This is a genomic window from Micromonospora tarapacensis, from assembly GCF_019697375.1.
Classification (GTDB): domain Bacteria; phylum Actinomycetota; class Actinomycetes; order Mycobacteriales; family Micromonosporaceae; genus Micromonospora; species Micromonospora tarapacensis.
On record NZ_JAHCDI010000003.1, the window covers coordinates 390,148 to 411,171 of the forward strand.

General features: G+C 72.0%; 19 protein-coding genes and 2 pseudogenes. 10 read left to right on the plus strand and 11 right to left on the minus strand.

Translation table 11 applies throughout. The features are described 5' to 3' along the window. Window positions 1–80 precede the first annotated feature (80 nt). The gene (locus KIF24_RS02695) at window positions 81–1,385 is read right to left on the minus strand and encodes an ABC transporter substrate-binding protein (protein ID WP_221082621.1); all 1,305 of its coding nucleotides are present in this window, start codon (window positions 1,383–1,385) and stop codon (window positions 81–83) included. 202 nt (window positions 1,386–1,587) lie between these two features. Continuing rightward, a pseudogene (locus KIF24_RS02700) lies at window positions 1,588–2,351 on the minus strand (maleylpyruvate isomerase family mycothiol-dependent enzyme). Window positions 2,352–2,421: 70 nt separating this feature from the next. On the opposite strand from KIF24_RS02700, the gene KIF24_RS02705 reads away from it, so the two are divergent. Further along, a complete protein-coding gene (locus KIF24_RS02705; RefSeq protein WP_221082622.1) occupies window positions 2,422–3,504 on the plus strand; it encodes a UDP-N-acetylmuramate dehydrogenase in 1,083 nt (360 codons plus the stop codon). Window positions 3,505–3,559: 55 nt separating this feature from the next. Here the strand turns inward: KIF24_RS02705 and KIF24_RS02710 are convergent, their stop codons facing one another. Next, window positions 3,560–4,372, minus strand: a complete 813-nt coding sequence (locus tag KIF24_RS02710; protein ID WP_221082623.1) for a class I SAM-dependent methyltransferase — start codon at window positions 4,370–4,372, stop codon at window positions 3,560–3,562. A gap of 12 nt (window positions 4,373–4,384) precedes the next feature. Beyond that, window positions 4,385–5,149 carry an SDR family oxidoreductase gene (locus KIF24_RS02715; protein WP_221082624.1) on the minus strand — a complete coding sequence of 255 codons (765 nt, stop codon included), beginning with the start codon at window positions 5,147–5,149 and terminating at the stop codon, window positions 4,385–4,387. A gap of 181 nt (window positions 5,150–5,330) precedes the next feature. On the opposite strand from KIF24_RS02715, the gene mshA reads away from it, so the two are divergent. The 3 genes and pseudogenes from mshA to KIF24_RS02730 all read left to right on the plus strand — a co-directional run bounded on the left by mshA (window position 5,331) and on the right by KIF24_RS02730 (window position 8,079). Then, on the plus strand, window positions 5,331–6,683 hold the full coding sequence (gene mshA, locus KIF24_RS02720; RefSeq protein ID WP_407939888.1) for a D-inositol-3-phosphate glycosyltransferase: 1,353 nt from the start codon (window positions 5,331–5,333) through the stop codon (window positions 6,681–6,683). A gap of 38 nt (window positions 6,684–6,721) precedes the next feature. After that, window positions 6,722–7,252 (plus strand): type III secretion system chaperone family protein, encoded by a 531-nt coding sequence (locus KIF24_RS02725; protein WP_221082626.1) that lies wholly within the window; start codon window positions 6,722–6,724, stop codon window positions 7,250–7,252. A gap of 75 nt (window positions 7,253–7,327) precedes the next feature. Next, window positions 7,328–8,079: pseudogene (locus KIF24_RS02730) on the plus strand (hypothetical protein). Between the two features lie 381 nt (window positions 8,080–8,460). On the opposite strand, the gene KIF24_RS02735 reads toward KIF24_RS02730, so the two are convergent. Beyond that, a complete protein-coding gene (locus tag KIF24_RS02735) occupies window positions 8,461–9,759 on the minus strand; it encodes an MFS transporter (protein WP_221082627.1) in 1,299 nt (432 codons plus the stop codon). A 77-nt stretch (window positions 9,760–9,836) separates the two neighbouring features. Then, a complete protein-coding gene (locus KIF24_RS02740) occupies window positions 9,837–11,135 on the minus strand; it encodes an MDR family MFS transporter (protein ID WP_230414814.1) in 1,299 nt (432 codons plus the stop codon). A gap of 158 nt (window positions 11,136–11,293) precedes the next feature. Here KIF24_RS02740 and KIF24_RS02745 point away from each other — a divergent pair, with 158 nt between their 5' ends. Next, window positions 11,294–12,061 carry a phosphoglyceromutase gene (locus tag KIF24_RS02745; RefSeq protein ID WP_221082629.1) on the plus strand — a complete coding sequence of 256 codons (768 nt, stop codon included), beginning with the start codon at window positions 11,294–11,296 and terminating at the stop codon, window positions 12,059–12,061. Between the two features lie 78 nt (window positions 12,062–12,139). On the opposite strand, the gene phoU is transcribed toward KIF24_RS02745, so the two are convergent. Next, window positions 12,140–12,790, minus strand: a complete 651-nt coding sequence (gene phoU / locus KIF24_RS02750; RefSeq protein ID WP_221082630.1) for a phosphate signaling complex protein PhoU — start codon at window positions 12,788–12,790, stop codon at window positions 12,140–12,142. A gap of 231 nt (window positions 12,791–13,021) precedes the next feature. Between phoU and KIF24_RS02755 the strand changes: the two genes are divergently transcribed. Next, a complete protein-coding gene (locus KIF24_RS02755; protein ID WP_407939889.1) occupies window positions 13,022–14,227 on the plus strand; it encodes an ATP-binding protein in 1,206 nt (401 codons plus the stop codon). A 56-nt stretch (window positions 14,228–14,283) separates the two neighbouring features. Beyond that, on the plus strand, window positions 14,284–14,967 hold the full coding sequence (locus tag KIF24_RS02760; protein WP_221082632.1) for a response regulator transcription factor: 684 nt from the start codon (window positions 14,284–14,286) through the stop codon (window positions 14,965–14,967). A 176-nt stretch (window positions 14,968–15,143) separates the two neighbouring features. Here KIF24_RS02760 and KIF24_RS02765 read toward each other — a convergent pair whose 3' ends face one another. After that, window positions 15,144–15,953 (minus strand): hypothetical protein, encoded by an 810-nt coding sequence (locus tag KIF24_RS02765; protein WP_221082633.1) that lies wholly within the window; start codon window positions 15,951–15,953, stop codon window positions 15,144–15,146. Between the two features lie 73 nt (window positions 15,954–16,026). Here KIF24_RS02765 and KIF24_RS02770 point away from each other — a divergent pair, with 73 nt between their 5' ends. Both KIF24_RS02770 and KIF24_RS02775 read left to right on the plus strand, forming a co-directional pair. Then, window positions 16,027–16,971, plus strand: a complete 945-nt coding sequence (locus KIF24_RS02770; RefSeq protein WP_221082634.1) for a Ppx/GppA phosphatase family protein — start codon at window positions 16,027–16,029, stop codon at window positions 16,969–16,971. A gap of 76 nt (window positions 16,972–17,047) precedes the next feature. Continuing rightward, window positions 17,048–17,854 carry a sugar phosphate isomerase/epimerase family protein gene (locus KIF24_RS02775; RefSeq protein WP_221082635.1) on the plus strand — a complete coding sequence of 269 codons (807 nt, stop codon included), beginning with the start codon at window positions 17,048–17,050 and terminating at the stop codon, window positions 17,852–17,854. A gap of 25 nt (window positions 17,855–17,879) precedes the next feature. On the opposite strand, the gene KIF24_RS02780 is transcribed toward KIF24_RS02775, so the two are convergent. The 3 genes from KIF24_RS02780 to KIF24_RS02790 are packed head-to-tail and all read right to left on the minus strand — an operon-like array spanning window position 17,880 to window position 19,895. After that, window positions 17,880–18,437 (minus strand): CGNR zinc finger domain-containing protein, encoded by a 558-nt coding sequence (locus KIF24_RS02780; RefSeq protein ID WP_221082636.1) that lies wholly within the window; start codon window positions 18,435–18,437, stop codon window positions 17,880–17,882. Window positions 18,438–18,456: 19 nt separating this feature from the next. Beyond that, the gene (locus KIF24_RS02785; RefSeq protein WP_221082637.1) at window positions 18,457–19,623 is read right to left on the minus strand and encodes a glutathionylspermidine synthase family protein; all 1,167 of its coding nucleotides are present in this window, start codon (window positions 19,621–19,623) and stop codon (window positions 18,457–18,459) included. Between the two features lie 2 nt (window positions 19,624–19,625). After that, complete coding sequence (locus KIF24_RS02790) at window positions 19,626–19,895, minus strand: hypothetical protein (RefSeq protein ID WP_331460991.1); 270 nt, start codon at window positions 19,893–19,895, stop codon at window positions 19,626–19,628. 118 nt (window positions 19,896–20,013) lie between these two features. On the opposite strand from KIF24_RS02790, the gene KIF24_RS02795 reads away from it, so the two are divergent. Continuing rightward, the gene (locus KIF24_RS02795) at window positions 20,014–20,934 is read left to right on the plus strand and encodes a proline dehydrogenase family protein (RefSeq protein WP_221082638.1); all 921 of its coding nucleotides are present in this window, start codon (window positions 20,014–20,016) and stop codon (window positions 20,932–20,934) included. Window positions 20,935–21,024: the final 90 nt, after the last annotated feature.

Consider the following 21,024-nt stretch of genomic DNA (forward strand, 5'->3'; position numbering starts at 1 on the left):
CGCCGATCCAGGGCAGGTTGCCGTCGCCGCTGACGCGGCGGAGCCTGGATCGGCGGCGGGGTCGGTGACCGTCGGGTCGGTTACTTGGCGGCGGCCTTCTTGGCGTTGTTGATCGCGTCCTGCCACCCCTGTTCGGGGTTGCGCTGGCCGAGTTCGACGGTGCGGACGGCGTTCTCCACCTCGGTGCGGACGGCCTGGTTCTTCGGTCCCATGTAGACCGGCTTCAGGGTCTTCGCGCCCGCACCGAAGATCTTGCCGACCGGCGCGCCGGAGAAGTACGGGTTGGTGGCCTCGGTGATGGTGGGATCGTCCAATGCCTGCGGCGAGGACGGCAGCGGACCCTTGGCCTTGAAGGCGCCGATGTGACCCTCGGGGCTGGTCAGGAACTTGGCCAGCTTGATCGCCTCTTCCTGGTGCTTGCTCTGCTGTGGCACGGCCAGGTGCGAGCCGCCCCAGTTTCCGCCGTCCCCCGGCACCCGGGCGATGTCCCACTTGCCGTTGGCCTCTGCCCCCGCGTTGCCCTCGATCACCCCGGTCATCCAGGCCGGGCAGGCGATGGTGGCGAACTTGGCCTGCTTGAAGGCCGAGACCCACTCCTCCGACCAGGAGCCGTACTTGCCGGAGAGGCCGGCGTCGATGATGTTCATCGTGGTGTCCCAGGCCTGCTTCACCGCGGGGTTGCTCTCCACCACGAGGTTGTCGCTGGTGTCGTAGTAGTGGTAGCCCTGCGCGTTGCCGGCGGTCTGCAGCACGATGGTGTTGAAGGTGTTGGTGGCGGCGTCGAGGAACGCGGCGCCGGTGCCGGCCGCCTTGAACTTCTCGCCGGTGGCGATGTAGTCCTGCCACGTCGGCCAGAGCTTGGAGACCTCCTCACGGTCGGTGGGCAGGCCGGCCTTGGCGAACAGGTCACTGCGGTAGCACATCGCCATGCCGCCGACGTCGGTGCCGAGCCCGATCAGTTGCTGGCCGTCGGCGGTGAGCCCCTGGTTCCACTTCCACTCCAGGAAGTTGCCCTTGAGTTCGGCGGCGCCGTGGTCGAGCAGGTTGACGAAGTTGCCCGGGTTGGCCTTGTACTCGACCATCAGTCCCTCTTCGATGGCCACGACGTCGCCGGCGCCCTTGCCCGCGGCGAGCCACTGGGTCAGCTTCGGCGAGTACTCGTCGAGGTTGCCGCCGGTGCCCCGCTCGACGATCTTCACGTTCGGGTTGGCGTCCATGTACTCCTGGTACAGCTGTTCGTAGCCGAACTGCCCGAAGACGTCGACGGTAAGCGTAATCTTGCCGTCTCCGGCGTCCTCGCCGCCGCCGCAGCCGCTGGTGGCGAGCAGTGCGCCGGTGGCGGCCAGGGCGACCGCCGCGAGGCGGTGGCGCGGGAAAGTGCCCATTGTCTGATGACCCCTCTCAGGTCGGGTGGTGGTGGAGTATGTCTGAGAGCGCTCTCCGGTAGCCTGCGGTCCGCCCCGGACCGGTGTCAAGAGAGCGCTCTCTCGGTAGGGTCACAGAATGGCCACGAGCGGGCCTCTCGGCCACCGGGGCGCGCTCGTGGCCACGGGTCAGCGGCTGGACCGATGCCGGGCGGGCATGGGCTCAGCCGGTGCGGACCCCGTCGAGCAGGGTGCGGTCACCGGCCATGGTCAGGGTGTCGAAGCTGACCCGCCCCCAGAGCGCCAGCAGCAGGTCGCTCGCCGTGCCGCTGACGTGCACCCGGGCGTGGTGGTCGTCGTGGTCGAGGATGGTGCCGGTGTCGAGCAGCGCCACCCCCTCGCCGCGCAGCCGCAGGAACCACTCCTGGTCGGCGTCGGTGGCGGACAGCCGGACCACCCGTGCCACGGGCCGGTCGCGATCCGCCGGCCGGCCGGCAGCCAGGTGTCCAGCACCTCGCTCACCCCGTCGGCCGCGAGCTTCGCCTCGATCGGCTCGCCGGCGGCGATGGCGAGCTGGGCGTCCCAGCGGTGCACCGCCGTCTCGTGGGCCATCCGGCGGGGCCAGAAGCCCGCCTTCTTCGGCTGCGGCGCCCAGTTCCACGCCGACGCCTCCGGGTCCAGGGTGTCGAAGAGCGCCATCAGCTCGTCGTACGCCTGCTGCCACTGCTGGACGGCGGTGACCCCCGGGGCGGGCTCGACCGGCCGCGACCGGCTCTGCGGCGGTGCCGTCTGCTCACCCGAGCCGGCGACGTCGCGGACCCACCGGTAGACGCCGGTGAGGTGCCGGGTCAGGTCGGTCACCGTCCAACCGGGGCAGGACAGCACGGGTGTCTCGGGTGGCGCCTCGGCCACCGCGGCGGCGAACGCCGGGCCCTCCGCCCGGAGCGCACCGATCCAGAAGTCCTTGCTGCCGTGCAATCTGCTCATCGCCATCCTCCCGGGGGTGACCGGGCCACCAGTGGGCGCCGCGGCTACCCCTCAGCCTAGGGTGAAAGGCGTGTCTGACGTCTACGCCCAGCCGACAGCCGCCGCGCAACCCGCCACCACCGGCGATCTGGGGCAATACACCACATTGCGCCTCGGTGGGCAGGCCGGCCGGCTCGTCACCGCCACCAGCGCCGAGGAGATCACCGCCCGGGTTCGCGAGGCGGGGAAGGAGATCCTCCTGCTCGCCGGCGGCAGCAACGTGGTCATCGGCGACGTCGGCTTCCCCGGCACCGTGGTGCTCGTCCGCTCCCGCGGCGTGCGGGTGCTCGCCGAGGACGGGCAGACCGTGACGGTACGTGTCGAGGCCGGCGAGCCCTGGGACGACCTGGTCGCCGCGACCGTGCGCAACGGCTGGTCGGGGCTGGAGTGCCTCTCCGGCATCCCGGGCTCGACCGGGGCCACCCCGATCCAGAACGTCGGTGCCTACGGCCAGGAGGTCGCCGAGACCATCACGGAGGTGCAGGTCTACGACCGGGTGGCCGGGGCCCTCGATCGGGTCGCCGCCACGGACTGCGGATTCGCCTACCGGTCGAGCGTCTTCAGGCGCAGTGAGCGCTGGGTGGTGCTCTCGGTGGACTTCCGGTTGGCCCGCTCGCCGCTGTCCGGGCCGGTGCGCTACGCGGAACTGGCCCGGGCGCTCGGCGTCGGAGTCGGTGACCGGGTGCCGCTGGCGCAGGCGCGGAGCACGGTGCTGCGACTGCGGGCGGGCAAGGGCATGGTGCTGGACGCGGCCGACCCGGACACCCGCTCGGTCGGGTCCTTCTTCACCAACCCCGTGCTCGACGGCGCGGCGTACGAACTGCTGCGGCGCCGGGCCGCCGACATCGGTGAGCCACCGGCGTGGCCGGGTGCCGCGGACGTCGTCAAGATCAGCGCGGCCTGGCTTATCGACAAGGCCGGCTTCGGCAAGGGGTATCCGGGCCCAGAGGGGGTGGCCATCTCCAGCAAGCACACCCTCGCCCTGACCAACCCCACCGGCACGGCCAGCACCCAGGCCCTGATCACGCTCGCTCGCGAGATCCGAGACGGCGTACACGCCCGTTTCGGCGTCACGCTCCACCCCGAACCCGTCCTCGTCAACTGCACCCTCTGACGCCCGCCGCCGCACCAGGTCGGCCGCTCGCTCCCGTCAGGCGAAAACCTCTTGATCAACGACGGTTGGGTGAGGTGGGTGCGACGGTGGGCCAGGGGACGGTGAGTTCGCCGAGGCGCCAGCGGCGCGGACGGTCGAGGATCGGCCAACCCCGCGCGCGGACGGCCGACACGGTGTGCAGCCAGCGCTGGCGGGGGCCGAAGGCGGCGTAGCCGGCGGCGGCGCGCCAGGCGTCGTCCAGCGCCCCGATCAGGTCGTGGATCCGTTCACCCGGGACGTTGCGGTGGATCAGCGCCTTGGGCAGCCGCTCGGCCAGTTCGGCGGGGCCGTCGAGGGTGGCCAGCCGGGCGGCCAGGGTCAGCGAGCGCGGCCCCTCGGCGTCGAGCAGCACCCAGCCGCCCAGGCGGCCCAACTCGTCGCAGGTGCCCTCCACCAGCAGCCCGCCCGGCGCCAGTCCGGCGGTGACCGTGGCCCAGGCGCCGGCCACCTCGCTCTCGTCGTACTGCCGCAGCACGTTGAACGCCCTGACCAGGATGGGGCGCAGGCCGGCCAGTTCGAAGCCGCCCCGGGCGAAGGTGAGGCCGGGTGGGTCGGCGGCGGGCCGGGCGTCGGCGACGCGTACCGGATCGATCTCCAGCCCGACCACCCGCACGTCGGCGCGGACCCCGGCGGCGAGCCGGGCGCGCAGCTCGACCGCGGTCACCGGGGTCGCTCCGTAGCCGAGGTCGACCACCAGCGGGTCGGGTGCGGCCCGCAGCGCGCCGGCGCAGGTCTCCACGATCCAGTTGTCCACCCGGCGCAACCGGTTGGGATTGGTGGTCCCCCGGGTCACTTCCCCCAGCGGTCGGGACGCCCGCGTCGCCATCATGGAATCCCCGGCTCAGCTCGCCCGGTGCACCTTGTGCTGGGCGGCCTGGGCCAGCGGGCGGACGACCAGCCGGTCCACGTTGACGTGTTGCGGTCGGGTGGCGCACCAGGCGATGCAGTCGGCGACGTCCTCGGCGACCAGAGGCTCGGCCACCCCGGCGTAGACGGCCTCCGCCCGGTCGGCGTCACCGCGGTAGCGGAGCAGCGAGAACTCGTCGGTCCGCACCATGCCCGGGTCGATCTCGATCACCCGGACCGGCCGGCCGCACAGCTCCAGCCGCAGCGTGCCGGCGATCGCGGTCTGCGCGTGCTTGGCCGCGGCGTAGCCGCCTCCGCCCTCGTAGACGGTGAAGCCCGCGGTCGACGAGACGACGACTACCGTGCCGGCGCCGGAGGCTTCCAGCGCCGGCAGCAGCGACTGGGTGACCCGCAACGTGCCGAGCACGTTCACGTCGTACATCCACTGCCAGTCGCCGACCGCGCCGGACTCCACCGGATCCATCCCACGTGCCCCGCCCGCGTTGTTGACCAGCAGGGTCACCGGTCCGGGGGCCTGCTGCGCGGCCCGCGCGAGCCCGGCAACCGACTCGTCGGAGGTGACGTCGCAGGCCACCGCGGTGGCCGCGCCTCCGGCCTCGGTGATCTGGGCGACCAGGTCGGCCAACCGATCGGTACGCCGCGCCGCGGCCAGGACGTGGAAACCCTCGCGGGCGAGCCGTCGGGCGGTGGCGGCGCCGATCCCGCTGGAGGCTCCGGTGACGATGGCAACGCGACTCATCCGGCCATTCTCACCCCCCGGCCGCGGTCGCCGGACAGCGCCGTCGCCATGAGGTCGGTCACGCCGGGGGCCCTGGCCGACGTATTTCCGACTGCCGATCGGGAAGATGGCATCCGGCGTGGAGGTTGACGCAGGAGCGCCGGTCGTGCGGACGGCATCAACCGTGGTCGAGGGAGCGGACGTGGTGGAAGAGCACACCGGTGTCGGTCGTCAGCGAGGTGCCCTCCCGTGGCCGCGGCCACGGCGGATCGCGACGCTCTCGGTGCACACCTCACCGCTGCACCAGCCGGGCACCGGCGACGCGGGCGGGATGAACGTCTACATCCTTGAGGTCTCCCGGCGGCTCGCCGAGGCCAACGTCGAGGTCGAGATCTTCACCCGGGCCACCTCGGGCGACCTGCCACCGGTGGTGGAGGTGGCCCCCGGGGTGCACGTCCGGCACGTGATGGCCGGCCCGCTGGAGGGGCTGACCAAGGAGGAACTGCCCGGCCAACTCTGCGCGTTCACCGCCGGCGTGCTGCGCGCCGAGGCGGCCCGCCCGCCGGGCCACTACGACCTGATCCATTCCCACTACTGGCTCTCCGGCCAGGTCGGCTGGCTGGCGAAGGACCGTTGGGGGGTGCCGCTGGTGCACAGCGCGCACACCCTGGCCAAGGTCAAGAACGCGCAGCTGGCCATCGGCGACCGCCCGGAACCCAAGGCGCGGCTGATCGGCGAGGAGCAGGTGGTCGCGGAGGCGGACCGGCTGGTCGCGAACACCCGGGTCGAGGCGCGGGACCTGATCGGCCGGTACGACGCCGATCCGACCCGGGTGGCGGTGGTCGAGCCGGGGGTGAACCTGGACCGGTTCCGGCCGGCTACCGGCGACCGGGACGCCGCCGCTGTCGACGCCCGCGCGCGGCTGGGCCTGCCGACCCGCGGTCACCTGGTGGCCTTCGTCGGGCGGATCCAGCCGCTGAAGGCTCCGGACGTGCTGATCCGCGCGGTCGCCGCGCTGCGCGAGCGGGATCCGGCACTGGCCCGTGACGTCGCCGTGGTCATCTGCGGCGGCCCCAGCGGCAGCGGGCTGGACCGGCCCACCGCCCTGATCGAGCTGGCCGCCTCGCTCGGCGTGGCCGACCGGGTGCACTTCCTGCCGCCGCGCACCGGCGCGGACCTGACCCTGCTGTACCGCGCGGCCGACCTGGTCGCGGTGCCGTCGTACAACGAATCCTTCGGCCTGGTCGCGCTGGAGGCCCAGGCGTGCGGTACGCCCGTGGTGGCCGCTGCCGTCGGTGGCCTGGTCACCGCGGTGCGGGATCAGGTCAGCGGGGTGCTGGTGCGCGGTCACGACCCGGCCGACTGGGCGGGCACGCTCGGCCGCCTGCTGCCCGACCGAGGGCGCCGGGCCGAGTTGTCCGTCGGTGCGGCCCGGCACGCCCGCAACTTCTCCTGGCACCGTACGGCCGCCGGCCTGCTGACGGTCTACGGGGAGACGATCGCCGCGCACCGGGCCCGCCTCACCGCCGAGCTTGCCGGCTCCTGCTCCTGGTGACCGCGCCGCCCGGCGGCGACCGTCGTAAGGTTGGTGCGATGAGTGATCTCGGGGTCCTGATCGAGTCCGTCTGCGCGGAGCGGGAGCTCACCTGCGAGCCCACCGGCCCGGCGTCGTACGCGGTGACCCTGCCCGGGACGCACAAGCTGAAGACGGTCTGCAACCTGATCGTCGGCGAGCACGCCCTGAGGATCGAGGCGTTCGTGATGCGCCAGCCGGACGAGCACCGTGAGGAGCTCTGGGCCTGGCTGTTGCGGCGCAACGCGAAGATGTACGCGGTGTCGTTCTCCATCGACGCGGTCGGTGACGTCTACCTGACCGGCCGGGTCAATCCCGCCGGTGTCGACGCCGACGAGCTGGATCGGCTGCTCGGCGCGGTGCTGACCTACGCCGACGAGTCGTTCGACACGATGCTGGAGATCGGCTTCGGCAGCTCGATCCGGCGCGAGTGGGAGTGGCGGGTCAAGCGGGGCGAGTCCACGGCCAACCTCGCGGCCTTCGCGCACCTGTTCGAACCGTCGCGGGGCCGGACGGCTTCGCCGGCCGACGGAGGTTCGGAGCGCTCCTGACGGGTAAGCCGCACCGCGCGGTGCGGCGCTGGGACCCGCCGCACCGAGACACGAGTGTGAGGAGCGTGAGCGTCCATGGCTCAGCGAAACAGCTCGGGTCGCGGCGGGACCGCGACCAGGACCAAGCGGCAGAGCGGCAACCAGACCCCGAACACTCCGCGGATCTCCGAGTCGGAGATCTCCCGGATGCGGGTGGACGACATCCGCGGGCAGCTGCGCCGGTACGGCGTCTCCGGCATTTCCGCCCTGCGCAAGCCGGAACTGGTGAAGACGCTGGCGAAGACGCTCCGGTCGGGCGGCGCGGGACGCCGGAGCAGTGGACCGGCCGGACGTGCCGGCGCCACGAAGACAACCGCGGCGAGGAAGGCCGCCCCGCGTAAGGCGGCGCCGGCCACCAGGAGCACGGGGGCCCGAAAGTCCGCCGCGTCGGCCACGGGGCGCGCAAGGCACCGGGCCGGGCCGCCACCGGCCGGGCGACCTCGCGGTCGGTCCGGTCGTCGCAGGTCATCTCGTCGCCCGAGGACCGACCCGAGCGTCCGGGCCGCAGCCTGGTCACCACCAACCACGATGTCATCCGGCGTTGGGCCCGGGCGCGGGGGGCCAGGCCGGCGACGATCAGTGGCACCGAGCGGGAGGGCCGGGCCGGCGTGCTGACCTTCAACATTCCGGGTTACCGGGAGAGCAGCCGGGTACGCGAGATCACCTGGGACGAGTGGTTCCACACCTTCGACCTGCGCCGACTGAACCTGATCTACCAGGAGCAGATGCGCGACGGCCGGCAGAGCAACTTCTTCCGGACCGAATCACCCGATCGTGAGGACGGTTGAGACGTTTGCGGGAATGCCGATCGGGTACCCGCTGTTCGCCATGAACGAGGGCCCGAAGTGCCGTCGGGGGCCGGAGGCGGTCGCTGCGACGGGCGAGACACCCGACCAGGTTGAATCGGGACGACGGGCCGAACTAACTTTATTGAACCGCGCCACGCTCGGAACCGTTCGGGGGAGCGGCGGATCGATCAGATCTGTGCACCGGGTGGGGCGTCGGGGGACGGGTGGACCGACACCGTTGGGGGACGGTGGCCCACCTGTTTGACCGGCGGCGCGAGCGGGCGTCGCTTACGGGGGTGAGTGTCGCCCGCCGCCGCCGGTCGTACGACGCGATGTGCCCGGCACGGGTTCGTGCCGGGCACATCGCGTGATGCCCGCCGTTCAGGCGTGGGTGGCCGGTGCCGGCCTGGCCGTCCTGCGGAGCCGGGCGGCCACGTGCCGCTCCCGGGGTGGGCCGGCGAGCAGGTGGCCACCGGCCGCCAGCACTCCCAGCGCGCCGACGAGCAGCCAGTGCCCGTCGCCCCACTGCTGGAGACTGAACCCGCCGAGCGTGGGAGCCACGAACGACGCCGCCGGGAAGGACAGGAAGAACACCGACTGGTAGCGGGCCCGCAGCGCGGGCGGCGCGAGATCCGCGTTGATCTGCGCGTTGGGTGGCGCGGCCAGCATCGAGCCGACCGTCCAGACCACACAGGCAGCCAGGTAGAACGCGAGTTGGTCGGCAAGGGCGAGGACGGCGAAACCGACGGCGAGCAGCGCCGTGGAGACGGCCAGCACGTGGGCCTTGCGGTGGCGGTCGATGAGCCGGGGCACGAAGAGTTGGCCCAACACGATCAGTACTCCACCCAGCGCCACCACCGACCCGTACGCCGATGGGCCGAGCCCGTCCGCGCGCATCGCCAACGGCATGATCGTCGAGGCCTGCATGGTCAGCACCGCGAGGACGAAGGTCAACCCCACGAAGGCCAGGAAGTGCCGGTCGCGCAACGCGGTCTGCAGCCCCGGGCCGCGTGACCGGCTCACCCGGGTGTCCGGTGCCGGAGCGGCCGGTGGCCGGCGGGCCAGGGTCTCGGGAACCTTCCACGCGATGAGTCCCGCCGTGGCCAGCGTGGCGATGGCGTCCACCAGGAACAGCGCGACGTAGCTCGCCTCGGCCAGCAGCCCGGCCAGCAGCGAGGCCACGGCCATGCCGAGGTTGAACGCCCAGAACTGGAGGTTGAACGCGCGGGATCGGCGTTGCTCGGGCACCACGTCGACGATCGCCGCGACGAAGGCCGGGCTCGGCATCGAGTGGGTGACGCCGACCAGCAGGGCGAGCGCCGCGATCATGCCGAGGTGCTGGCTGAACGCCAGCGCGACCATCAGGACGGTGGTGACCAGGTGTGCCGCCACCAGGGTCGCCCGCCGTCCCCACCGGTCGGCCAGGACCCCGCCGAGCAGCACCCCGGCCGCCCCACCCGCACCGTAGGCACCGACGACCACCCCGGCCAGCGACTCGCTGGCGCCCCGTGCGGCGGTCAGGTAGAGCGACAGGAAGATCATCGCGAACGCGCCGGCCCGGTTGATCAACAGGCCGGTCCAGAGGTACCAGAAGGTCGCGGGCAGCCCGCCCGCGGTGTCGGTCAGCCAGCGACGCGGTACCCCGGCCGCCGGGCGGTCGTGCTGCGCTGCGGCCCGCACTCCGACCTCCCCAATCTGTTCGGTTACCTAACAGATCTTGCCTGAGCGGCGGGGCCGGGGAAGGCCGGGGGCGGCGGTCACCCGCGGGTGGTGGCAACCGGCTCGGCCGCCCGAGGTGCGGCGGGCTGCGGTGCGGTCGACTGGACCGTCACCACCGGCGCGGCACCCGCCGTGCGCAGCGTCGCGGCGCGCCGCTCCCGGGCCGGGCCGGAGAGCAGGTGACCCACCGCCATCACCGCACCGATGGCGGCGCAGCCGAGCCAGAGCGTGGCATTGCCGGCCTGCTCGCGCACCAGGCCACCGAGGATCGGCGCCGCCGCCCCGGCCAACTGCCAGGAGAGCGAGAAGACACCCTGGTAACGACCGCGCAGCTCGGCCGGGGAGAGTTCGGCGATGAGGGTGGCGTTCGACGGCGAGTTGAGCATCTCGCCGATCGTCCAGATCAGCACGGTGAGCCCGTAGAACCAGGCGACGTCGGCGAACGCGGTGAGCCCGAAGCCGGCTCCCATGACGATCGCGGCCAGGGCGAGCACGTGCGACCGGCTGCGGCCCTTCATCAGCCTGGGTACGAAGAGCTGGCCGGCCACGATCAGGACGCCGTTGAGCGCGATCACCGAGCCGTACGTGGCGGGGCTCAGGCCCGAGTCGGCCATCGCGATGGGCAGCATCGAGATGTGCTGGAGGAAGACCAGCGCACCGAGCAGGTTGAGGGCGACGAACCCCAGATACACCCGGTCGGTCAGGATGGCGCGCAGCGCCCCGGCGGGAGCCGCGCCCCGCGGCATGCCGACGGTGACCGTCCGGGTCTCCTTCACCTTGACGAAGATGATCAGTGCGGTGACCACCGTGGTGGACGCGTTCACCACGAAGAGCAGCAGATAACCGGCCTGCGCGGCGAAGCCGGCGAGCACCGCCGCGCAGGCGAACCCGAGGTTGATCGCCCAGTAGTTGAGCGAGAAGGCCCGCAGCCGATCCCGGTCGGGCACCACGTCGATCATCATCGCGCCGAAGGCGGGTCGCGCCGCCTCGGCGAAGAGGCCGAGCAGCAGCGCACCCGCCGCGACCGTCCACAGGTCCCGGGCGAAGCCCAGGGCGAGCATCATCGCGGCGGCGCCCAGGTGGGCGGTGAGCAGGGTCGGTCGCCGGCCCCAGCGGTCGGTCAGGGTGCCGCCGGCCGTGGTGCCGACCGCCCCGCCCACGCCCCACATGCCGAGCACCAGACCGGCCTGGTAGGCGGAGAAGCCGCGTTCCTGGGTCAGGTAGATGGCGAGGAAGACGAGGACGAACGAGCCGAGCCGGTTGATCAGCGTGCCGGTCCACAGGTACCAGAAGGTCCTCGGTAGTCCACCTGTGGTGTCCCGGAACCAACCCCGCATCGCGCGCACGCCGGCGCCCCCGTTTCGTAATGACTGTCTTTCCGGTTGATCCTTACAACCTAGTGGTGCGCCGGAAGCAGGGTCACCCCGATTTCCACGTGGTGGTCGTCACGACCCTTGCCGCGCGTCCCGCTACCCGTTACGGCAGGATGATCGGTATGACAGCTAGCGAGGGGCCCACCGTCGGGACGCTGGTCCTGCTGCGGCACGGCGAGAGCGACTGGAACGCCAAGAACCTCTTCACCGGCTGGGTCGACGTGGACCTGACCGAGAAGGGCGAGAGTGAGGCGCGGCGCGGCGGCGAGCTGATGCGCGAGCACAGCCTCCTGCCGGACGTGGTGCACACCAGCGTGATGCGCCGCGCGATCCGTACCGCCGAGTTGGCGCTGAACGCCGCCGACCGGCAGTGGATCGCGGTACGCCGGTCGTGGCGGCTCAACGAACGTCACTACGGCGCGCTCCAGGGCAAGAACAAGAAGCAGACCCTTGACGAGTACGGCGAGGAGCAGTTCATGCGCTGGCGCCGCTCGTACGACACCCCGCCGCCGCCGATCGCCGACGACGACCAGTGGTCGCAGGTCGGTGACCCGCGGTACGCACTGCTGCCGACCGAGTTGATGCCGCGCACCGAGTGCCTCAAGGATGTCGTGGAGCGGATGCTGCCGTACTGGTACGACTCGATCGTGCCGGACATCCTGGCCGGCCGTACGGTGCTGGTGGCGGCGCACGGCAACTCCCTGCGGGCGTTGGTCAAGCACCTGGACCAGATCAGCGACGAGGCGATCGCGAAGCTCAACATCCCCACCGGGATTCCGCTGCGCTACGACCTGGACCCGCTGCTGCGCCCGCAGACCCTCGGCGGCACCTACCTGGACCCGGCGGCCGCCAGGGCGGCCGCCGCAGCGGTGGCCAACCAGGGCCGCTGACCGGCCGCGCCGGACGGGCGCCGATCGTCGGCACGGGCCCCTGCCGCTTTGCGCTGGCCGGGGGCCCGTGCTCGCAGCTCAGCTGGGGGTGACGGGTTCGCCGGTGATCAGGTAGACCACGTGCTCGCCGCTGTTGACCGCGTGGTCGGCGAAGCGCTCGTAGAAGCGGCCGAGCAGGGTGGCGTCGATGGCGGTCTCCACCCCGTACGGCCAGTCCGCGCCGAGCAGCACCCCGAACAGGCCCTTGTGCAGCTCGTCCATCGCGTCGTCGTCGCTGTCCAACTCGGCGGCGACGGCGGCGTCGGGGCGGGCCAGCACCGAGGCGATCTTCTCGGCCATCCGGTCGGCGATGGTCGCCATGTCCGTGAAGATCGGGCGCAGCTCGGCCGGCACGGCCGGCGACGGGTGCCGGCGCAGCGCGGTCTTGGCGACGTGATCGGCCAGGTCGCCCATCCGTTCCAGGTCGGCGGCCACGTGCAGCGCGGTTATCATGGCCCGCAGGTCGGAGGCGACCGGTGCCTGGCGGGCCAGCAGATCGCAGACTCGCTCCTCCACCTGGCGGTAGAGCCCGTCGATCTCGGCGTCCCGTTCGATCACGGACTCGGCCGCCCGACGGTCGGCGGTGAGCAGGGCGCGGGTCGCCTGCCGCAGCGCGGCCCGCACTCCGTCGGCCATCTCCACCAGCAGCTGGCTGACGCCCCGGAGTTCGGCCCGGAACTCGTCGCGCATTGTCACGTCCTGTCCGTCGGCGCCGGCGTCCGGGCCGGCGAGGCTTCGCGCTGGTACACCGCACAAGCTAGGGGCACCGGAAGGATCGGAGGTGAACGCTGATGAACTCCGCCGGACCCAGGGGTGAACTTTCCCGGAAGTGAGAGTGCTTCGTCCCGTTCTGGGCGGTAGTTAGGTTAACTATGACCATACGATCGCCGAGTGACGTGGGCGGTGACGGTAAGTGTGGCCGTGGCCCTGGTGGCCGGGGTCGCCGCTGGTCTGTGGCTGTCCCGGATTCCGTTCGGTAAGGGGAGGCTCGCGATCGCCGACGAAGTGCAGGTCGGGCTCGGCCGCCGTGCGATCGACTCGCTACGCGCGGGGGTCGTGGTGCTCGACGCCGACGATGTGCCCGTGCTGGTCAACCCGGCCGCGCGGGCGATGGGGTTGCTACGCACCGGCGGCCAGCCGGGTTCGGTCATCGCGCACCCGCTGGTCCGGACCCTGGCCGGGCAGGTCCGGCGCACCGGCGTGCGGCGCGAGATCGAGCTCGACCTTCCCCGGGGCCGCGACAACGCCGGCGAGAACCCGCTCGGCGTGCACCTGCGGGCGATGGGGCTGGGCAACGGTCACGTCGCGGTGGAGGCGGCCGACGTGACCGAGTCGCACCGGCTGGCCCGGGTCCGCCGGGACTTCGTGGCCAACGTCAGCCACGAGTTGAAGACACCCATCGGGGCGCTGCAACTGCTCGCCGAGGCACTGCTCGACGCCACCGAACCGGCCGACGATGGCCGACCGGATCTCTCCGAGGACCTGGTGGCCGCCCGTCGGTTCGCCGAGCGGATCCAGCACGAGTCGACCCGGCTGGGGCGGCTGGTGCAGGAGTTGCTGGAACTGACCCGGCTCCAGGGCGCCGAGCCCCAGCCGGCCCCGGAACCGGTCGCGGTCGACTGGGTGATCTCCGAGGTGATCGACCGTACCCGGACGGCCGCCGCCGCTCGCCGGATCGAGGTGACGGTGCAGGCCGAGCGGGGGCTGACCGTGTACGGCAGCGACAGCCAACTGGCCACCGCGGTGGCGAACCTGGTGGAGAACGCCGTCAACTACTCGGGCGAGGACACGGCGGTGCGGATCACCGCCCGGTCCGCCGGCGAGCACGTGGAGATCGCCGTCGCGGACCAGGGCATCGGCATCGCCCCCACCGACGTGGACCGGATCTTCGAACGGTTCTACCGCGCCGACCAGGCCCGGTCCCGGGCAACCGGCGGCACCGGCCTCGGACTGGCGATCGTGAAGCACATCGCCAGCAACCATGGCGGCCGGGTGGATGTGGCGAGCACTCTTGGTGGCGGGTCGACGTTCACCCTCCGGCTGCCCGCCCGTCCGCCGGACGACCTCCTGGCGACATTGCCGCCTGCTGGGATCGAGCCGGGTCCGGCCGAGCTCCGGCAGGTCTGACCGGATGGATCAGGCTGGGCTCCGCCCGGCCCGACCCGAATTGAAAGGAAACGCCGTTGAGCCGCGTACTGGTGGTCGAGGACGAGGAGTCGTTCTCCGACGCCCTGTCGTACATGCTCCGGAAGGAGGGGTTCGAGGTTTCGGTGGCTGCCACGGGCACGTCGGCCCTGACCGAGTTCGACCGGACCGGCGCCGACATCGTCCTGCTCGACCTGATGCTGCCGGAGATGTCCGGCACCGAGGTGTGCCGGCAACTGCGCCAGCGCTCGCACGTGCCGATCATCATGGTCACCGCCCGGGACAGCGAGATCGACAAGGTGGTTGGCCTGGAGATCGGCGCCGACGACTACGTCACCAAGCCGTACTCGCCCAGGGAACTGGTGGCCCGGATCCGGGCGGTGCTGCGGCGGCAGAGCCCCGAGGCGCCCGAGTCGGGTGCACCGACGCTGGCCGCCGGCCCGGTCCGGATGGACATCGAGCGGCACGTGGTGACCGTCGACGGGGGCACCGTGCAACTGCCGCTCAAGGAGTTCGAGCTGCTTGAGCTGCTGCTGCGCAACGCGGGCCGGGTGCTCACCCGGGGGCAGCTGATCGACCGGGTCTGGGGTGCCGACTACGTCGGCGACACGAAGACCCTGGACGTGCACGTCAAGCGGCTGCGTTCGAAGATCGAGCCGGAGCCGTCCGCCCCGCGCCACATCGTCACGGTGCGCGGCCTCGGCTACAAGTTCGAGCCCTGATCCGAGCCGTAACCACCGGCCGCTCTGCCCTACCGAGGGGTTCACATCCCGTGACCGCTCCGCCGACTACGCTGAGTGGGGTCAATGGGCAGCGAGCGGTGGGTGGTTACCCGACGTGACCGATGTCGCCGGGTCCGGGTGGGCAGATGTCCGCGAGGGCCGGAGCCGGGTCACCGTCAGAGCGGATCAGCGGGGTGGGGGGCGACCAGGCCCTGCCGGGTCCGCGCCGCGCACAGCTCGGCCAGCCTCGCGTAGGCCGGCTCGCCGACGAGCGCGGTCAACTCCGGGCGGTACGACAGGTACATCGGCTCGGTGCCGACGTGCGCGTCGGTGGAGGAGGTGCACCACCAGTCCAGGTCGTGCCCGCCCGCGCCCCAGCCGCGCCGGTCGAACTCGGCCAGCGTGGACACCAGCACCTTCGTGTTGTCCGGCCGCTTCACCCACTCCTGGTCCCGGCGGATCGGCAGCTGCCAGCACACGTCCGGCTTGTACTCCAGGGGGTGCGCACCGTCGCGCAGCGCCTGGGCGTGCAGCGCGCATCCGCCCCCGCCCGGGAAGTCCGCGTCGTTGAGGAAGACACAGGGGCCGTCCTCGCGCTGGGTGGCGGTGCGCCGGGCGGGGTTCTTCCCGTCCACGGTGTCGTTCTCGGTCCAGTTCTTGAAGCCGCGCCGGAAGTGCTGCCAGGTCGCCGGGGTGAGCCGTTTCACCGCGGTGCGGACCCGCTGCTCGTCGTCGGAGTCGGTGAAGAACGCGCCGTGCGAGCAGCAGCCGTCGGCGGCGCGGCCGGCGACGATGCCGTGGCAGCCCTGGCCGAAGATGCAGTTCCACCGGGACAGCAACCAGGTGAGGTCGGCCCGGACCAGGTGCCGCTCGTCCGCCGGGTCGACGAATTCGATCCACTCCCGGGGGAAGTCCAGCGGCACCTCGCGGCTGCGCGGGTCGGTCGGGTCGTCCACCAGCACGCGGAGTTCGGTCTGCCCTGTCACCCGGCCCAGCGTACGCGTGGTCCGCCGGGTAGTCCGGTGAGTGACGCGAACCGCTTGGCCTAGGGTTCTCCCCATGCGACTGGGTGTTCTCGACGTCGGTTCGAACACGGTGCACCTGCTGGTGGTCGACGCCCACCGCGGGGCCCATCCGTGGCCGGCGCACTCGGAGAAGACCGTCCTGCGGCTCGCCGAGCAGATCGGTCCGGACGGCGCGCTCCGCGAGTCCGGTGCGGATGCCCTGGTCACAGCGGTCAGCTCGGCCCGTACCTCGGCCACCGGGCTGGAGGTCGACGACCTGATCGCCTTCGCCACCTCCGCGGTGCGCGACGCCACGAACGCCGCCGAGGTGCTGGCCCGGGTCCGGGAGTCCACCGGCGTACGCCTGGAGGTGCTCTCCGGTGCCGACGAGGCGCGGATGACCTTCCTCGCGGTCCGGCGTTGGTTCGGCTGGTCCGCGGGCCGGCTGCTGGTGCTGGACATCGGCGGCGGCTCGCTGGAGATCGCGGCCGGCGTCGACGAGGACCCGGACTTCGCGGTGTCGCTGCCGCTGGGCGCCGGTCGGCTCACCCGGGACCGGCTGGGGATCGATCCGGAGAGCACCGCTCCGCCCACCCCGGCGACGGTTGACGAGTTGCGGCAGTACGTCGAGGGCCTGCTCGATCCGGTGACCGAGCGGATGATCGAGGTGGGCTGGGAACGACCGGTGGCCACCTCCAAGACGTTCCGTACCCTGGCCCGGCTCGCCGGCGCGGCGCCCAGCGGTGCCGGGCTCTGGGCCCGGCGCAGGCTCACCCGGGCCGGGTTGCGACAGGTGCTGGGCTTCATCCGGCACATCCCACCGGCGCAGCTGGTCGAGCTGGAAGGGGTGAGTGCGGGCCGCGCCCATCAGGTGTTGGCCGGTGCGGTCGTCGCCGAGGCGGTGATGCGCCGGCTCGGCGTCGACTCGTTGGACGTCTGCCCGTGGGCGCTGCGTGAGGGCTTGATCCTCAGCCGGCTGGACCAACTGGCGCCGGTGTGATCCCGGCCGTCCCCGCCGTCCGTTTTAGGGGCTCTCGTCCCGGCGGCTCGAATCGATGCCGGCTACCCTCGGTGGTGTGACTTCCCGCGTCCCGGTGCTCCTGTCCAGTTCCTCGGTCTTCCCTGAGCGGACCGCGGCGGCCTTTCAGCTGGCCGCGGCGCTCGGCTACGACGGGCTCGAAGTGATGGTGTGGACCGACGCGGTGAGCCAGGACGCCGGCGCGCTGCGCGGACTGGCCGGCCACTACGGGGTGCCGGTGCTCTCCGTGCACGCGCCCTGCCTGCTGGTCACGCAGCGGGTGTGGAGCACCGACCCGTGGGAGCGGCTGCGCCGGGCGGCGGCGCTGGCCGAGACGCTGGAGGCGCCGACCGTCGTGGTGCATCCGCCGTTCACCTGGCAGCGGGACTACGCCCGCAACTTCGCCGAAGGGCTGGACCGGGTCGCCGCCGAGTTCGGCGGGCTGCGGTTCGCGGTGGAGAACATGTACCCGGTGCGGATGGCCGGGCGGCAGTTCGTCCCCTACGTGCCGGGTTGGGATCCGACCGAGACCGGTTACCCCTCGTACACGCTTGACCTGTCGCACTGCGCCGCCTCGCACACCGACGCCATCGAGATGGCCGACCGGATGGCCGCCGGCCTGGCACACGTGCACCTCGGTGACGGCACCGGCGAGGGACGCGACGAGCACCTGGTGCCCGGACGCGGCACCCAGCCGTGCGCCGGGCTGCTGCGCTCGCTGGCCGGCCGGGGGTTCACCGGCTCGGTGGCGGTGGAGGTGACCACGAGGGGCGCGAAGAGCCGGCAGGTCCGCGAGGCCGACCTGCGTGCCGCACTCGCCTTCGCCCGCCAGCATCTCAACACCCCGTCACCGGTGGACGCCTGACCGCAGCCCGGCCCGGCGCGGCAGGTCAGGAGACCGGCGTCAACGGGTCGGTCTGGCTGGGCACCGCGGCCCGCTTGCGGGCCCGATGGGCGGCCACGTGCGAGCGGGTGGCGCAGCGCTCCGAGCAGAACCGCCGGCAGCAGTTGGACGAGGTGTCCAGGTAGACGTTGCCGCAGCGGTCGTCGGCGCAGACACCGAACCGGGCGCTGCCGTACTCGCAGAGCCAGACCGACAGGCCCCACACCGCGCCCGCCAGGTATTCCGAGCTGACCGAGGCGCCCCGGCTGGTGACGTGCATGTGCCAGTCGCTGGAGTCGTGCCCCGAGATGCGCGGCTGCACCGGGAACGCCTCCAGCAGCGAGTTCAGCTCCGACACCGCTTGGGTGTCCCGCCCGGAGGTGCCGTACTCGAAGACGTCGCGCAGTCGCTTCTGCGCCCGCCGGAAGGTCGGCAGATCCCGTTCCGCGACCTCGTCGCGCATCCACCCGTGATCGTCGCAGAAGATGGCCCGCAGGTCGTCGAGGCCGTCCAGGCGGGCGTTGACGAGGTCAACCCCGGTCCGGGCGTACGCGTCGAAGTTCACGCCTCCAAAGGTAGACGACTCAGCCGGGGCGTGGTGCGTCGATGTAGTGCGGGAGAAACCGCGCGTAGCCGTCGGTGATCAGACTGGCGCTCTCCCGCAGCCCGGCCCCCGCCGACTCGCCGTCGACGATCCAGCTGCCCAGCACCGTCCGGCTTCCGGCGAACTCGGGAAGCGCCCGGAACTCCTGGTAGCAGAAGCCCTCATCGCCGTAGTCACCCGGACTGGCCATTTCCCCGGTGGCGGTCACGATCCGCACCGCGGCGCCCTCCCGACCGAGCAGGGGCTTGGCCACGTACTCCGGCATGCCGCGCGGTCCGTCCAGGTATGCCGGCAGCAGCAGTTCGTGCCCCGGGTACAGCTCCCAGAGGACGGCCAGCAACGCCTTGTTGGACAGCAGCAGCTTCCAGGCCGGCTCGATCCAGGTGGTCGGGGTGCCCGGTCGCAGTGCCAGCGGCCCGTACGGCTCGGCGAGCATCCACTCCCACGGGTAGAGCTTGAAGCAGGTGGTGATCGGCCGATCGGCGGTGTCGACGAAGCGCCGGCCGTCCCAGCCGACGCTCTGGATCGGCAGCAGCTCGACGTCCAGCCCGGCCTGGCGGGCGGTCTCGGCAAGGTAGCCGGCGGTCATGTGGTCCTCGCCGGTCTCCTCCTCGCTGGACCAGACCACGTGCACCCGCCGGTCGTGCAGGCTCGCGCCGATCTTCGCCCAGGCTCCGACCAGCCGCTCGTGCAGGCTGTTCCACTGGTCCAACTCCGGCCGGGTGTGCTCCAGCCAATACCACTGGATGATGCTCGCCTCGACCAGCGCGGTCGGGGTGTCCGCGTTGTATTCCAGCAGCTTCGGCGGCCAGCTGCCGTCGTACCAGAGGTCGAAGCGGCCGTAGAGGGTGGGCGGCTGCTCGCGCAGCGACCGGGCGACGGCCTCGGCCGCGACGGCGGGGATGCCGAACTCGGCGTACCGGTTGCGGGCCACCACGTGCTCGGCGGCGGCCAGCGACATCCGGTGCAGTTCCTCGGTGGCCTCCTCCAGCCGCAGCACCTCGTCCAGCTCGAAGGCGTACGCTGCGGTCTCGTCCCAGTACGACATCACCCCGCCGTCGGGCAGCTCGGTGTCGACGTAGACGAGACCCTGCTCGCGGATGGTGGCGTCCCAGCCGGGGCGCGGGGTCACCTGGTCGCGACGCACGCTCAGCCGCCACAGGAGGCGAGGTGGGTGCCGAAGCCGCCTCGCTCGGGCACGGCCGCGCCGACCGGCTCGGCCGCGCCGCGTCCGGCGGCGGGCGCCGGGATCCGCATGGCCAGGGCCACGGTGTCAGCACCGCCGGCCGGCCCGAGGGCGCAGTCGTCATCGTCGTCGTCGGAGGGCATGTTGCAGCCGGAGAGGGCGAGCGCCAGGGCGGTGAGCGCGCCGAGCTGCACGGAGGCCGACCGGAGTCGGCGGCGAGGGCTTTGTTCCACGCCCATCGTTGTAGCCGATGAATGCCAAGCCTGTCCGCCCCGGGGGAGGGTGAAAGCGGGCTCGGGCGGGGTGGGAGCTGAGCGTTCCAGGCGGCCGGACGGGCGTTACGCTCGGCTCATGCTCCGTTCCGTCATCCTCGCCGCCTCCCGGTCATCCCGGGTCGAGCGGCTCGTCGCGACGGTCCCGTTCTCCCGGGACGTCGTGCGCCGGTTCGTCGCCGGCGCCAAGACCGACGACGCGTTGCGCGCGACCCGCGAACTCGTCGACGACGGTCTCGCGGTCACCCTCGACAACCTCGGCGAGGACACCGTCACCGGTGCGCAGGCCACCGCCACCCGCGACGAGTACCTCACCCTGCTGCGGATGCTCGCCGAGGCGAAGCTGACGCCGGCCGCGGAGGTGAGCGTGAAGCTGTCCGCGCTCGGCCAGGCGTTCGACGAGCAACTGGCCTACGACAACGCGCGGGCGATCTGCGCCGCCGCCGAGGCCGCGGGCACCACCGTCACGCTGGACATGGAGGACCACACCACCACCGACTCGACCCTGGACATCCTGGCCAAGCTGCGTAAGGACTTCCCCTCGACGGGGGCGGTGCTGCAGGCGTACCTGCGGCGTACCGAGTCGGACTGCCGCGAACTGGCCTCGACCGGGTCGCGGGTGCGGCTGTGCAAGGGCGCGTACTCCGAGCCGGAGTCGGTCGCCCACCAGTCGGCCCGCGAGGTCGACAAGTCCTACGTCCGCTGCCTCAACATCCTGATGTCCGGTGCCGGCTATCCGATGCTGGCCACGCACGATCCGCGCCTGATCGCCATCGGCGAGGACCGGGCCCGCTGGTTCGACCGTGACCCCGACCGCTTCGAGTTCCAGATGCTCTACGGGATCCGGCCGGAGGAGCAGGCCCGCCTGGTGGGCGAGGGCTACACCGTCCGCACCTACGTCCCGTACGGCGACGACTGGTACGGCTACCTGATGCGCCGCCTGGCCGAGCGCCCTGCCAACCTGGCGTTCTTCGCCCGCGCCCTCACCTCCAAGAAGTAACCTCCCGCCGGATCAGGCCCGCCGACAGTCCCCGGTCGGCGGGCCGCGACATCGTCCTTGACGGTTTTGGCTAATTGGGCTAGCTTTCTG

Coding starts and splice junctions, on each gene's coding strand:
- KIF24_RS02740 (WP_230414814.1), bottom strand. CDS start 11,135: ATGCGGGGTTGGTTCCGGGACACCACAGGTGGACTACCGAGGACCTTC.
- KIF24_RS02710 (WP_221082623.1), bottom strand. CDS start 4,372: ATGATGGCGACGCGGGCGTCCCGACCGCTGGGGGAAGTGACCCGGGGG.
- KIF24_RS02715 (WP_221082624.1), bottom strand. CDS start 5,149: ATGAGTCGCGTTGCCATCGTCACCGGAGCCTCCAGCGGGATCGGCGCC.
- KIF24_RS02745 (WP_221082629.1), top strand. CDS start 11,294: ATGACAGCTAGCGAGGGGCCCACCGTCGGGACGCTGGTCCTGCTGCGG.
- KIF24_RS02795 (WP_221082638.1), top strand. CDS start 20,014: ATGCTCCGTTCCGTCATCCTCGCCGCCTCCCGGTCATCCCGGGTCGAG.
- KIF24_RS02725 (WP_221082626.1), top strand. CDS start 6,722: ATGAGTGATCTCGGGGTCCTGATCGAGTCCGTCTGCGCGGAGCGGGAG.
- phoU (WP_221082630.1), bottom strand. CDS start 12,790: ATGCGCGACGAGTTCCGGGCCGAACTCCGGGGCGTCAGCCAGCTGCTG.
- KIF24_RS02695 (WP_221082621.1), bottom strand. CDS start 1,385: ATGGGCACTTTCCCGCGCCACCGCCTCGCGGCGGTCGCCCTGGCCGCC.
- KIF24_RS02770 (WP_221082634.1), top strand. CDS start 16,027: ATGCGACTGGGTGTTCTCGACGTCGGTTCGAACACGGTGCACCTGCTG.